The sequence below is a fragment of the Thermosyntropha tengcongensis genome (genome assembly GCF_055381335.1).
The window spans coordinates 271,439-284,817 of record NZ_AP042437.1; the positions used below are offsets into that span (position 1 = coordinate 271,439).

The window sequence follows — 13,379 nt, forward strand, 5'->3', positions numbered from 1 at the left end:
TGCCCAGTATGTGCTAAAATTTTGCCTGAATAGTATCTGCTTCACAGAAAAAACACAAAAAGTGGTTAAAATGAGATTAGCAAAATGGTCAGCATCGGGAGGATTAAGCAGCATGAAAAAAGTGCTGGTGGTTGATGATGAAGAGCGCATCCGCAAGCTGGTAGGCGATTTTTTGAAAAGGGAAGGCTTCAAGGTAAGGGAGGCAGCAGATGGAAAAAGGGCTCTTGAAATTTTGGAAGAGGATAGTGAAATAAGCCTGGTGATACTGGATGTTATGATGCCGGAATATGATGGCTGGGCAGTTCTGCGGGAGATAAGGAAAAGGTCTAAACTTCCGGTAGTTATGCTTACAGCCCGGGATGGGGAAGAGGACGAGGTTTTTGGTTTTGAGCTGGGGGCAGATGAATATGTAAGCAAGCCTTTCAGTCCCCAGGTTTTGGTAGCCAGGATAAAAGCGGTAATGCGCAGGATGGGAGAAGGGGATGAGGAGGTTAAGGTTTTTAAAGGCCTTAAAATTGATACCAAAGGGCGCTGGGTGGAAGTAGATGGAGAGAGGATAGACCTTACTCTAAAGGAATTTGAACTGCTGAACTTCCTGGTCAAGAATGAAGGCCGGGCTTTAAGCCGGGAACAGATTCTGGATGCGGTCTGGGATATTAACTATTATGGAGATATGCGCACTGTAGATACCCATATAAAGAATTTGCGGCTTAAGCTTAGGGATAAAGGAAGCTATATCCAGACGGTCAGGGGAATAGGCTATAGATTTGAGGGAGCAAGATGAGAAAGTCGATAAGTTTTAAGCTTTTCAGCGGTTTTGTGCTGGGCAGCCTGATTTTTATGATGTTTTTTATTTTTTTAAATACCAGCTACATGGGAGAGTTTTATCTAAAACAAAAGCAAAAGCTGCTCAAAAAGGCAGCTGAAGATATTAACCGGGTTTATGATGGCGATGTGGAAGAAATAGATATTAAGCTGGAAAATCTGGAACGCGACAAGGGACTGAGTATAGTTATCCTTGATGCCTACGGACAGGTTAAATATATAACCCGGGGAAAGATGCGCAGTTTTGGAGGAAGAAGGGAAATTCCGTTCTGGATCAGGTTTTACGGGATGCTGGGAGAAAGGAGCCAGCTGGAGCTGATAATTGATCCGGTCTTGAATACCAGGTTTCTTAATATGCTGTACCGGCTGGATAATGGAGAATTCCTGATTTTAAGCACCCCTCTGGCTGCGGTGGAGGAAAGTGTAGGGATAGCCAGGAGGTTTTTTGTGCTGGCAGCGATTCCGAGTCTGGCTTTGGGCAGCCTGGTGGTGTTTTTTTGGTCCCGGCGTTTTACCCAGCCTATAAGAGAGATGAACAGTATTGCGCAGAAGATGGCCAATCTTGATTTCAGCCAGCGCTGTGAAATAAGAAGCGATGACGAGCTGGGGGAGCTTGCGCAGAGCCTCAATTCTCTTTCTTATCAGCTGGATAAGGCGATAAGAGAGCTTAAGGAAGCCAACCTGAAGCTGGAAGAGGACATAGAAAAAGAAAGAAAGATTGACCAGATGAGAAAAGAATTTGTATATAATGTTTCTCATGAGTTAAAGACGCCGCTGGCTTTGATACGCGGATATGCGGAAGGGCTGAAGCTTAATGTGGCTGAGAGTGAAGAAGATAAGGATTTTTACTGTGAGGTAATAATAGACGAGGCAGAAAAGATGAATAAACTGGTGCGGGAGCTTCTGGATCTGGCCCAGATGGAGTCAGGCTATATGAAGCTGGAAAAAGAGCATTTTGATTTGTCATCTTTTATCGACCAGGTACTGCAGAAGTATGAGCCGATTTTTGAGGGCAAGGGGATAAGCCTGGAGGTTAAAAAACCGGAAAATATTCCGGTTTATGCCGATATTTTAAGGGTTGAGGAGGTTTTGACCAATTATATAAACAATGCTGTCAATTATGTGGATGGGGAAAGGAAGATAAGGATTATAGCTGAAGAGGATGAAGAGAGGAATAAGGTAAGGGTTAGGGTTTATAATTCGGGAAATCATATACCGGATGAAGCTCTGGACAAGATTTTTATAAGCTTTTATAAGGTGGATAAGGCCAGGACCAGGAGTTATGGGGGGACGGGCCTGGGTTTGGCTATCGTGAAGGCGATTCAGGAGCTGGACAATAATGCTTATGGGGCAGCTAATGTAGAGGGGGGAGTAGAGTTTTATTTTGAACTGGACCGGGGATAAATGAATTTGTTCTTTTTTTAGATGTCTGAAAATATATTCAGGAATAACTGGGCAGGGATAACGGCTTTGTACCGTGAAAAAACAAAGCTGTAATGGGGGTTAAAAGGATTAGCTTTTGTTAAAAATCTCGTAGAAATTTGTGCTGAAAAAGGACAGTTTTTTTTTCAGTGGCGTCCTGGCACTGGTTATTGAAAAAGCAAGATTGCAAGTTGATTAAATTCCCTGTAAGATATAGGTAAGGTTGATATCGAAGGGCGGGTGCATGAACTAAGCATTTTGCAAAATTGAAAAGGCATATGCCCTTTAAATTAGAGTTCCATCAATTATTCCAGGGAAAATGACATTTGCTGAAGAATATACAGGTGACTTCACTCCTTTCTGGAATTTTTGTTTTGCTCACTTGCGTCTTTCTCTGATGGTGGGGTGAAGTCTTTTTTTATTTCCAAATAAACCTTTAATAATTCTGGTTTTGTTAATTACGCAGAATACTTGATTAGATGAGACCGTATAAGAAAAAGAGGAATGGGAGAGAAAACGACTGCCTGGGGAGGATAAGGTTGTATGAAAGCAAAGCGCTTGCTTGCGGGGTTGTTTTTGCTGGTTGTGATTGTATTGGGGACAGGTTGCGGCAGCAGCCGGGAAGTAGTTGTATATACGTCGGTAGACCAAGTGTATGCTGAGCCTGTTCTAAAAGATTTTGAAAAGAAGAGCGGCATCAAGGTGAAGGCGGTATATGATGTGGAAGCTACCAAGACAACGGGGCTGGTTAACCGGCTGGTGGCTGAAAAGGAGCGTCCCCAGGCCGATGTTTTCTGGAACTCTGAATTTATGCAGACACTTTTTTTAAAGGAGCAAGGGGTTTTAGCGTCTTATAAGTCCAGGAACGCCGGGGATATTCCGGAAATGTTCCGTGATCCGGATGGAATGTGGACAGCTTTTGGCGGCAGAGCTCGTGTAATTATCGTGAATACCGATAAGGTTGCCTCCAATCAGTATCCGCGTTCAGTTAGGGAGCTTATTGATCCAAGGTGGCCGGCAGACAAGATTGGTATTGCCTATCCGATGTTTGGCACGACGGCGACTCATGTTGCGGCTTTATATGCGCTGTGGGGTGAGGAAAATGGCCGTCAGTTTTTCCAAAAGGTAAAGGAACGTGGCGTACAGGTAGTGGATGGCAACTCTGTAGTAAAGGATATGGTGGCAAGCGGCAAGCTTTGGTGGGGACTAACTGATACTGACGACGCGCTGAGCGCGATTCGTGGCGGTGCACCTGTGGCGTTTGTTTTCCCGGATAACGAAGGAATGGGGACTTTAATAATCCCGAACACGGTGGCCTTGATAAAAAATGCCCCGCATAGCTGCGAAGGGCAGGCCTTTATTGATTATCTTCTTTCCAGACCTGTAGAGGCACGTCTTTTAAAAGATGGGGCTATCCAGATTCCCTGTCGAAAGTTAAGCAAGCAATTTGATGCGGGCATCCCGCAGAATATTAAAGAAATGCCGGTAAATTTTGAAGAAATATATCGGGAAAGAGAACGCTCGAAAGCAGATATGGCTGAAATCTTTGTGCGTTAGGAGAGCAGCATATGCCTTCACAGGTAGATAATGTGTTGCCGCGGATGCCTGCCTTTGCTGAAAGACTGCTTCTTTTTTGTTATATTCTTATTGCCCTGGGACCTTTTTTTGTCCTGGTGATAGCGGGAATGGAATCGGGCAGCTTAAGCCATAAGGCGGTATTGCTGGCGACTTCCCGCCGGCTGGAGCTGTTTTTCAATACCCTGGTTTTATCGGCGGCAGTGGCTATTTTTTCTTTAATACTGGGTGCCGGGATAGGCAGTATATTATGGCTTAAACCTCGTTTGGCTGCACTTATAGTGCCTGCCTTCCTGATTGTTTTGCCGATGCCAGGCTATATACATGTATCCGGGTGGTCTTTACTGGCGTATAGGATTGGATTAAGCTGGCATAACCCGCTGGCCGCCTGGTGGACGATGGTGATGTGGCTTATGCCTCTGTCATCGCTGGCCGTGTACATAGGACTAAGGGCAATCGACCGGGAACTGCTGGAGGTGGCGAGCCTGGCTGCTGGGGGAGAAAAGGTCTGGTTTTCGGTGGCTTTGCCCCTGCTGGTTCCAGTCATGGCGGCAGCAGGAGGATTTAATTTTGTTTTGGCTTTGCTTGATTACACAATTCCTTCATTGTGCCAGGTAAACGTCTATGCCTTTGATATTTTTGCGGACTTTTCATTGCATGCTGATCCCGGGAGAGCTTTTGTCTTATCGCTGCCGATTCTTATATTAAGTGCAGCCGTCATAGCCTTAAGCATATTGCCTTTGCAGCATGTAAGTTCATTTCTTATCCCCCAAAATTCCAATGATTATTTTCCCTTGAACTGGAAGGCTGGTTATCGCGGAATTGGCATGCTGTTTGTGATTATAGCTTTGGTCCAGCCTACTTTGCCCTTATTAAGTTTAGGCTTGGAGGCATTGTCTGGCCCGGAGTTTAATATACTTAAAGGAAGTATAAGCTCGCTGATTTATTCATGCGCAATATCAATCGCGGCGGCCTTTGTATGCATTGTGCTGGGATATGTGGTGGCACGCAGGCTGGCCTTTCACAGTCGACAGCGATATTGCTGGTGGTTAGTTGTATTGCTGCCGTGGGCGCTTCCTTCACCTCTGGTGGGAATTGCCTGGATTGAAATTGGCAGCTGGCTTTACCCTTTGCACGGCTCTAATTTGTTAATCATTTTAGGCGAGGTTACGCGTTTTGCACCATTAGCTGTTTTGTTAAGCTGGGCTTTTCTAAAGCGGGTTGACCATGATTTGCTGGCGGCGGCTTTAATCCATGCGAAAAGAGAGTATCAAGCCTTCTTAAAGGTAGAACTGCCGCTGGTTAAGATGGCTTTTCTGGGAGCGACAGCTTTTATTCTGGCTTTTGTGATAGGAGAGCTGGGGACTGCGGTTATGCTGACTCCGCCAGGGCAGGAGACGATAACAGTACGTATTTACAATTACCTGCACTATGGGGCCAGGGGAGCAGTAGCGCTGCTTTGTTTGAGTATGGGTTTAGTGACTGTTGTGGCAGGTGTGTTAGCGAGAAGCATGTTTATGAATGGAGAGAGGGGGTAGAAAGTAAGCTTTGTGCCCGGACAGAGAAGAAATACTTATTGTTGACCAAATCGGCAAATCTTTGGCTGGAAAACAGGTTTTAAGCGAGATAAGTTTTACTCTCGCAAGAGGGACGTGTGCTGCCATTTTGGGTGAGTCAGGAAGCGGCAAGACTACGCTGCTTAAGATAATTGCCGGGTTTATACTTCCGGATAGAGGGGATATACGGACTGATATGCGCATATTAAGCCGGCCGACAGGGGCAGTAATCCCGGAACAAAGGCTAATGTCCATGGTTTTTCAGGGGTCAGCTTTATGGCCACATCTTAATGTTTATGAAAATATTACCTTCGGTGTGCGCAGGGGATTGAATAAAAAGAAAATAGCCTATGAAAATGCTGAGGCTCTAGGTATAGGCCCTTTACTGAAGCGCATGCCGAGCCAGATTTCGGGTGGTGAGGCAAGAAGGGTAGCCTTGGCCCGCGCTTTGGCTGCACAGCCTAACTGGCTGCTAATGGATGAACCGTTTACTAACCTGGACGAGGAGTTAAAGGACAGAGCTATTTCCTGGGTTAAACACAGGATGGAATCCGAGAGGATCGGAATTATTCTGGTTACGCATGAAATAAGGGAAGCAGAACAGCTGGCAGATAAGACATATGAGGTGAAGGGTGGGAGGCTGGCGGAGGTTGATTGTAAATGGCCTGTTTAAACTGGCAAAGGATATTCTTCCCGCTGGTTTTGACTGCGGGGGTGGTTTTGGCCGTTATTTATGGGGTGGGGCAGTATATTGCGCATGAACAGATGGAAAAAAATCTGGCTGTTATGCGCCCTCCGCATGAGATATCAGCACTTGTACAAAGCGGCCCCATCATCTATGCGGGGGGAAGAGATGGTGTCTTTGTGATTGATGCGCATTCCTTCAGGCTAAAAGGAAAACTTCCCGGCAGCGAACAGGTTGAAAATGTGCGGGCCCTGCTTCTTGATAAGGCGGGAAATCTGTGGATTGGCACCCAGAATGGATTGTTTTTGTATGAGGATGATAAGGTGCTGATGATTAAAGGACTGCCTGATAAGCGCATTAATTGCCTGGCATGTGATAATAAAGGCAGGATTTGGGTAGGGACCTGGAATGGCGCAGCGGTGCTGGAGGGGAGCAGATGGAGGGTTTATGGAGAAAAAGATGGCCTGGCTTCTTCAATGGTAAATGTAATATTTGAGGACTCCAGAGGTTTTATGTGGTTTGGCTCTTATGCAGTGCCCGGGGGCGGAGTTTCCTGCCTGGCGGGAAATGAGTGGTTTAACTTTAATTCAGATGATGGGCTCCCTGATGATAATGTTTGTGACATAATGGAGGATCTGGATGGCAACATATGGGCGGCAACAGGTTTCTATAATCGAGGTGGGGCAGTTTTGTTCAAGGTCGTTGACGGCAGGCCCCAGATTGCTCGCAGGCTTACCCAAAAGGATGGGCTGGCTGGGGAAAAGGTGCGGTCTATATATCAGGATGCCGCTGGCAGGATGTGGTTTGGATCGGAGTATGATGGAGTTGCGTGGTACGACGGCAAAAGGTGGGGATACCTTGATCGACGAAAGGGGCTGGCGGGCAATGAGGTTAAAGATATGCTGGAAGATGACAACGGTTTTTTGTGGATGGCCACTGAAGATGGCTTGACCCGCATGAGGAGGGGAGAAAAATAGCATGCGTTGTCTTCAATGCGGAAACCAACTGGCCGATCAGGCAAAATTTTGCCCCCGCTGCGGAACGCCAGCTGTGATAAAAGCTTCTGGCGTATGTGCAAACTGTGGCTGGGCGCTGAAAGAAGGAGCGGAATTTTGCGCGAACTGCGGAAGCGCGGTAACCTGCTTTTCATCTCAAGATTTAGGAAATAATGTAAGTAACGATTTTAAAAGGATGGAGGGTGAAAGTTATATACAGGATAAACCTCCTTTAAACTGGAGGACATTCTTCAACCTGGTACTGAGACAGACGGTTAGGAATCTGGTAAAAAACATTCCTATGATGATTATTGTTTTTTTGGTTACCATGCTCCTGCACACCTATCTTCTGGTGGTGCGCAATGAGGGGTTTGGCGCAGGTACCTGGATAGGCCGCGAGCTGCTGGCTACTCAGGGACGGGTGATATCAGCTACTCTTTTATGGATGTTATTATCTGGTTTTATTTTTACTTCCCTCCCTCAGATACGAAAAAAAGGCTGGGGTGTATGGATATCTGATATGGCGCGCATACCTGGCCTGATGGCAGATTATGTGCGCGAAGCCGGTAAGGATGGCTTTGTCCTTTTGCTGTCTGGAATGGGGATATCGCTGGTTATATCAGGGATAATGAGCAATATGACGAGCCTGGTACTCGCCATGGGGCTGGCGGTTATTTTCGCAAGTCCTGCAGGAAGAGTAGTTGCGATCCTTATTCAGTCAACGTGGATTGCGCTGGTTACTGTGATTAATCCAAAGCAGGCGGAGGCTGCTGCCCAATTTGGAGTGGTTCCCGCTTATGTGGGACTTATCGGGACTTCGCTGGGGTTTGCCCTGGCCTTCATTCTCCCGTGGCCATCTTATGCTGGGATTATAATGCTGTGCGCAGCTGCCTATCTCCTGTATTCGGATGGAGGGCAGGGCGGCCATTTTATGTCGCTTTTGTTTTTTCTCTTAACACTTGCTGTGGTGTTCTTAAAAGCCAAACAGGTTTTGGCGGATGATGGAGGATGGGCTGAATGTGGGGGAACATTTGATTCCTGGGTACGCAGCCCGGGTTCCGTGCGGGCGGTGCTGCATGGAGTGGGTCCCTCGGTTGGAGCGGCAGCAGGTCCTGCCTTAATTAATGCCTTGAATAACGTTAGCCTGAATGATTTCACGGTCCCGAACCAAAATGAGCCTCAGGATGGCAGCGAGGGCGGAGAAGGTGATGATGAAAGAAAGTTTGACGAGGACGGATATGATCAGGATGGTTACGACCGTGACGGTTATGATCGTGATGGATACGACAGGAATGGATACGACCGGAATGGCTTTGACCGGGATGGATATGACCGCAATGGGTATGATGCGGAGGGCTATGATCGAAATGGCAAGGATCGGGATGGCTTTTACCGCAGTGGATATAATGACGAGGGTTATGACCGAAATGGCCGCGATGCGGAAGGCTACGACCGGGAGGGCTTTGATGTCAACGGATTTGATCGCGAAGGATTTGACCGGGAAGGGTTCAATCGCGAAGGTTATGACCGGGAAGGGTTTGACCGGGAAGGATTTAATCGGGAAGGTTACGACCGGGAAGGGTTTAACCGTGAGGGATTTGATCGCGAAGGTTATGACCGGGAAGGGTTTGACCGGGAAGGGTTCGATCGCGAAGGCTATGATAGAAATGGATATAATAGCGAAGGATTTGACCGGGATGGTATAGGAAAAGACGGCTATGACAGGGAAGGCTACGATCGAAATGGCTATGATAGAGATGGTTATGACCGAAACGGCTATGACAGGAATGGCTATGATCGCGAAGGTTATGACAAAGATGGATTTAACCGCAAGGGCTATGACCGGGAGGGTTATGACCGGGACGGTTTTAATGTGATGGGCTATGACCGGGAAGGTTTTGATCGGGACGGGTATGACAGGCGCGGCTTTAACCGCGACGGTATAAACAGGCAGGGAAAAACATTTAATGAGGTACTTGAAGATCTAAAGGCCAGGCAGGAAAAGCTGCAACAAGATTCGGCGGCAGCTAACAGCTCTGTCTGGTGGTGGGATAAGGCGGTTTCAGCAGGTGAGTGGGTGCAGTGGGGAGCTGACAAGTCGATAGATGTCTTATCTAATGTAACTGGCCCTGTTGGAGGCAGAATCAAGGATATCTACACGGTGGCCAAGGGAACTGCTGAGGGATTGGGTGAGGCGATCGCTGAAGGCAAGGATTATACCAGCCACATTGCCAGAGGGACGCTAAAAGGAGTTGTAGATCTTGGTTTAGGCAAGATCATGGATGCGGGAGCAGGCAAAATCACAGATATGACCGGCGGCAAGCTGCCCGGATTTAAGGAATATACCGCATTTAATCCGGAAGATGCGGCCTGGGGAGAAGCGCGAGCTGGATTTATCAAAGACGCTCTAATGGGCAAGGAAAACATTCATGAATCAGTATCGGGTATGGTGCGCGATAAATTTGCCACAGCGGGGAAGAATGTCCTGCAGGGCAGCATTCGCGATAAGCTGAGCAAGGATCCCATCATGGACGCGATGTTTGGAAAGGGGGATCAGTAGAGGATGAAACGTGAAAGCTTTGATGTCAGCAGGGGAGCCTTAAGGTTTTTAGGTGAAAAAACAGCTGCCACCTTCGGGGTTTTGTCTCCATTTGCCAGTCTGCCTTTAATGTCTTCCAATGAGGAGGAAATAAGTGCTTTAAAGAAGGCAGGCTTGATAGATGATAGGGATAATCTAACGCCTAAAGCTATGTATGCGATGCAAATATTAGCTGATCCTGCTGCGGTCTTTCGCTGCCGTTTTACGAGCGGCCTGGGAAGGATGGAAGATACTTTTTACTTTGCCCCGGGGCAAAAGGAGGTAATACGGCTCAAAAGCCGGGAAGAAGGATGGCGCATAAGTTATCCGGTCAAGGTAGGCGAAGTTCTTCAGACGCTGCGCGCATTATGGGGGGATTCTCCTTTTTTGTCGCTGAATGTGGAAACAGATTTGTCATTAAGCGGGGCTCTGGCCTATGCAGCAGGCATAGATATTATGCGGCGCCGTATGCTGGCGGCGCTGGGCCTTGGAACTTCGTATGATATAGCTTTAACCGGTGAACATATTATTGATGAGGTAAAGAGTGCGAAAGACGATGCCCAGTGGCTTACGACTGTTGTTTACGGGATAATTAATCGTAAACTGACTGATGATGAAATAAGGCAGGGTTTAAAAGAACTAACTGACAGAGGCCTTCTCATTGTAAGCGGAGAACAGTTCAATGCTGGTCCCGAAATGGTAGAGGTAGCGAGCCGGCTGCTTCTTATTGAGAGCCTGCTTTCTGTGCGCGCTGCCTACAAGGAAAAAGGAGAGGTAAGGCAGCTGGGTTATGTGGCGGTAATGGGCGGTATTCATGATGTGCTGATGCTGGAGCCTGTGGGAGATAAGTTATCCTTTACGGGCATTGCTCCGGAAACGGTTCTGGAATATGTGGAAGTGCTTTTTAACAGGCTTTTGCTTTTAGGAGATGCGAATACCAGTAAAGCAGAGGATGCCCTCTTATCGCGAAAATGTTCGGTTTGCCTGTCAGAAATCCCTGCTCATGCCAGGTTTTGCCCGGTGTGTGGTGAAAAGACAGGCAAAGAGATAAGGTGTCCCAGGTGCGATAATCCAGCTCCAGCAGGCGCCAAGTTTTGTGTTGTGTGTGGGAGCCGCATTTGATCAGCTCATGAAATTAGGTTCGATTTCGGTAGCTGGAGCAGCAGGTATTTAGAAGAATACCTGCTGCTTTTTTACGAAAAGCAATGCGATAGGCTGGTTCTAAATCCTGCAATATGTTTTCCTGGTTGAAGTACCTCAGCTGAAGCAGTGGTGGGGGATCAAAGGCTGAGAAATAAAATATTGCCCACGCGGATATCTTTAAATAGGGGTAGATTTTTGGTAAACTGATAATGCATTTATAAGAGCATCTTAAAGGCTTGTTCCAGGGGGTGAAAGCAGGGGAAAGGAGTATTGCAGCAGGATTTTCACGAAAAGAAAAATTTTTACAAGGAGAGGGTGTACAGGATGGAGAAGTATGAATACAGGATTGAAGATAATATTATTATTTTTAATTTTTGCTACGGCAGGGTAAAGGCTATACACCAGGATACCTTGAGGGGCCTCGAAGAGGCTATTGACAGGGTAAACAGTGAAGAAGAACTTAAAGGGATTATTATTACCGGGCAGGACAGGTATTTTTCCGGGGGCTTTGATTTAGAGACTTTTACCACTTTTGCTGGTCCGGAAGCTATTGTGGACTGGTTTAGATATGAAGAAGAAGTCCTGTACAAGCTATTTACCTGTTCTAAACCGGTTGTAGCTGCCATAAATGGGCATGCGACTGCTGCCGGGATGATAGTGGCTATGGCCTGTGACTACAAGATTGCCAAAAACCATCCGAAAATCAAGATTGGCATGACGGAAATAAAAATAGGTTTGTCACTGACTCCTGCGGAAGGGGAAATCATGCGTTTCGGTTTGGGAACGGAAAAAAATTTCCGGGATATAATATTTAAGGGGGAACTGGTAAGTCCGGCTTACTGCTTTGAAAAAGGGATTTTTGACGAACTGGTGGAAGATGACGAAACCCTGATAAAGAGAGCCAAGGAGGTAATTACAAGTTATATCGATACCCCGGGACGTCCGTTTATACTGCTTAAATACCTGGAAAGGAAGCCTTATGCAGAATATATGAGAAAATTTATAGACAGCTATGATTTCGATCTCCTTATAAAGGTTTTCACTGATGAAAATATAATTAATACCTTAAAAGCGGTAAAAGCAGCTATAAGCTAAAACATATCAGTTATATCAAAAGAATTTAAGAGAGCTTCACCTGAGGAAGCTCTTTTTCTTTTTTTGTGCATTTAAAGGGGAGTATCAGGAAAAGATAAATAATAGTTTACAAGGGATAAAAGGGGTGGGAATTTGCTTAAGAAAAGATGGCTCATAATGTTGGCTGTTGTTTTTTTGAGTTCAGGGTTAATAGCCGGGTGCAGCGGCCAGAAAAAGGAGGCAGCCCAAAAACCAGCAGGAGAAGAAAAGATGAAGGCTCCACCTGCCTTGAAGAAAATAAAAGACGATATTGACAAAATAAATGAAGAACTGGCTAAAAAAATGGTAAAAGAGGATTCTAACAAACAGAAAAGCAAGGATACAGGTGCGGGATCAGAAGGGCAAAATGACAGCAGTAAAGGAAAGATATCAGGTGAAGAAAAGAAGTTGAAAGAAAACGACTACCGCAAGGAAAAAGAGATTTTGCAGAAAATGTATAAGGAATGGAATGCTCTGGAGCCGGATTTGGTGAAAGCGGGGGTAGGAAGCAAAAAGAGGGATAGTTTCCGTAAAGGGCTGGATGAACTGGCCAGGGCAGTGGAAAAGAAGAAAAAAGAAGAAGCCGTGATGGCAGGGATTTCTATGTATAAATATTATGCCGGGATAAGCAGGGATTTTGGCGGAGTGGTGCCAGCCAATTTTTACCTGGTAAAATATGAAGCCTTGATGTCGGCTGCTTTGGCAGGCAAAGGTGATTTTGCAGAGGCGCAAAAACATATGCCTTCTTTGTCTGAATACTGGAATATGCTTAAAATGCAGAAAAAGAAGGGTGAAGACGACAAACTGTTTGACCGTACCGAACTCTCCCTTAATGATTTACAGGAAGCCATAGAGGAGAAGGAGTCTTTGCTTATATCTATGAAGATTAAGGTCGTGGATGATAACTTAAAAGCGGTGGAAGAAAGCCTGTCCAAAATGTAGGGTTTTTATGAGAACAGCCGGGGGATGGGCCCGGCTGTTTTGAAGGTTAAAGATTAATCTTAAGGATTATTTTACCAGAACCACGTTTATAGCTTTGACCAGAGCAGTTACCTCATCACCCTGGGCAAAGCCGCTTTCTTCCAGAGATTCTCGCGTCATCACGGACGTGATTTCAAGGTCGCCCATTCACATAGTAACCTGGGCCATGACCTCATCCTTCTTGATTTCTCATACCTTTCCGGTAAGCCTGTTGCGTACTCCTGCTTTCATTTCTTTTCTCACCTCCTTTATCACGCTGTTATTATGATGGGTGCAAAATTTATGCTTTATACCCCGAATATCCATATATAACCAGCAATGTATTTTGAATATAACTTTAAGTTATGCATGAGGCAAATATTTTTTGCTTTGCTCATTATTTATTTTTGTGTAAAATTTATCAGGTTGGCTTCCGGCTTAAAATGTATATAATAAAATAGGGGGTTTGTAGGATATATGCCAGACATTTTATTACCGGCTTAATAATAAATTGATCTGGCAAAAAT

General features: G+C 46.0%; 11 protein-coding genes. 10 read left to right on the plus strand and 1 reads right to left on the minus strand.

The window, feature by feature from the left end:
- Nucleotides 1-112: 112 nt before the first annotated feature.
- The 10 genes from ACZ42E_RS01315 (at nucleotide 113) to ACZ42E_RS01360 (ending at nucleotide 12,834) form a co-directional block, all read left to right on the plus strand.
- A complete protein-coding gene (locus ACZ42E_RS01315) occupies nucleotides 113-784 on the plus strand; it encodes a response regulator transcription factor (RefSeq protein WP_464892665.1) in 672 nt (223 codons plus the stop codon).
- Nucleotides 781-2,229, plus strand: coding sequence for a sensor histidine kinase (locus ACZ42E_RS01320; RefSeq protein WP_464892666.1), 1,449 nt, complete (start codon nucleotides 781-783; stop codon nucleotides 2,227-2,229). Before ACZ42E_RS01315 ends, ACZ42E_RS01320 begins: the two co-directional genes overlap by 4 nt.
- Before the next feature lie 561 nt (nucleotides 2,230-2,790).
- A complete protein-coding gene (locus ACZ42E_RS01325; protein ID WP_464892667.1) occupies nucleotides 2,791-3,804 on the plus strand; it encodes an extracellular solute-binding protein in 1,014 nt (337 codons plus the stop codon).
- An 11-nt stretch (nucleotides 3,805-3,815) separates the two neighbouring features.
- Nucleotides 3,816-5,360, plus strand: a complete 1,545-nt coding sequence (locus ACZ42E_RS01330; RefSeq protein WP_464892668.1) for an ABC transporter permease — start codon at nucleotides 3,816-3,818, stop codon at nucleotides 5,358-5,360.
- A gap of 10 nt (nucleotides 5,361-5,370) precedes the next feature.
- Complete coding sequence (locus tag ACZ42E_RS01335; RefSeq protein WP_464892669.1) at nucleotides 5,371-6,051, plus strand: ATP-binding cassette domain-containing protein; 681 nt, start codon at nucleotides 5,371-5,373, stop codon at nucleotides 6,049-6,051.
- A complete protein-coding gene (locus ACZ42E_RS01340; protein WP_464892670.1) occupies nucleotides 6,039-7,040 on the plus strand; it encodes a ligand-binding sensor domain-containing protein in 1,002 nt (333 codons plus the stop codon). Before ACZ42E_RS01335 ends, ACZ42E_RS01340 begins: the two co-directional genes overlap by 13 nt.
- 1 nt (nucleotide 7,041) lies before the next feature.
- The gene (locus ACZ42E_RS01345) at nucleotides 7,042-9,618 is read left to right on the plus strand and encodes a zinc-ribbon domain-containing protein (RefSeq protein WP_464892671.1); all 2,577 of its coding nucleotides are present in this window, start codon (nucleotides 7,042-7,044) and stop codon (nucleotides 9,616-9,618) included.
- A gap of 3 nt (nucleotides 9,619-9,621) precedes the next feature.
- Nucleotides 9,622-10,758: a zinc ribbon domain-containing protein gene (locus ACZ42E_RS01350; protein ID WP_464892672.1), complete on the plus strand. Its 1,137-nt coding sequence runs from the start codon at nucleotides 9,622-9,624 to the stop codon at nucleotides 10,756-10,758.
- Nucleotides 10,759-11,103: 345 nt separating this feature from the next.
- On the plus strand, nucleotides 11,104-11,874 hold the full coding sequence (locus ACZ42E_RS01355; RefSeq protein ID WP_464892673.1) for an enoyl-CoA hydratase/isomerase family protein: 771 nt from the start codon (nucleotides 11,104-11,106) through the stop codon (nucleotides 11,872-11,874).
- A 132-nt stretch (nucleotides 11,875-12,006) separates the two neighbouring features.
- Nucleotides 12,007-12,834 (plus strand): hypothetical protein, encoded by an 828-nt coding sequence (locus ACZ42E_RS01360; protein WP_464892674.1) that lies wholly within the window; start codon nucleotides 12,007-12,009, stop codon nucleotides 12,832-12,834.
- Nucleotides 12,835-12,900: 66 nt separating this feature from the next.
- On the opposite strand, the gene ACZ42E_RS01365 is transcribed toward ACZ42E_RS01360, so the two are convergent.
- Complete coding sequence (locus tag ACZ42E_RS01365; protein WP_464892675.1) at nucleotides 12,901-13,020, minus strand: TOBE domain-containing protein; 120 nt, start codon at nucleotides 13,018-13,020, stop codon at nucleotides 12,901-12,903.
- Nucleotides 13,021-13,379 lie beyond the last annotated feature (359 nt).

What these genes read in the sequence shown, in the direction of transcription:
- ACZ42E_RS01350 (WP_464892672.1), top strand. Translation starts at nt 9,622, where the DNA reads ATGAAACGTGAAAGCTTTGATGTCAGCAGGGGAGCCTTAAGGTTTTTA.
- ACZ42E_RS01330 (WP_464892668.1), top strand. Translation starts at nt 3,816, where the DNA reads ATGCCTTCACAGGTAGATAATGTGTTGCCGCGGATGCCTGCCTTTGCT.
- ACZ42E_RS01315 (WP_464892665.1), top strand. Translation starts at nt 113, where the DNA reads ATGAAAAAAGTGCTGGTGGTTGATGATGAAGAGCGCATCCGCAAGCTG.
- ACZ42E_RS01365 (WP_464892675.1), bottom strand. Translation starts at nt 13,020, where the DNA reads ATGGGCGACCTTGAAATCACGTCCGTGATGACGCGAGAATCTCTGGAA.
- ACZ42E_RS01320 (WP_464892666.1), top strand. Translation starts at nt 781, where the DNA reads ATGAGAAAGTCGATAAGTTTTAAGCTTTTCAGCGGTTTTGTGCTGGGC.
- ACZ42E_RS01325 (WP_464892667.1), top strand. Translation starts at nt 2,791, where the DNA reads ATGAAAGCAAAGCGCTTGCTTGCGGGGTTGTTTTTGCTGGTTGTGATT.
- ACZ42E_RS01345 (WP_464892671.1), top strand. Translation starts at nt 7,042, where the DNA reads ATGCGTTGTCTTCAATGCGGAAACCAACTGGCCGATCAGGCAAAATTT.
- ACZ42E_RS01355 (WP_464892673.1), top strand. Translation starts at nt 11,104, where the DNA reads ATGGAGAAGTATGAATACAGGATTGAAGATAATATTATTATTTTTAAT.
- ACZ42E_RS01340 (WP_464892670.1), top strand. Translation starts at nt 6,039, where the DNA reads ATGGCCTGTTTAAACTGGCAAAGGATATTCTTCCCGCTGGTTTTGACT.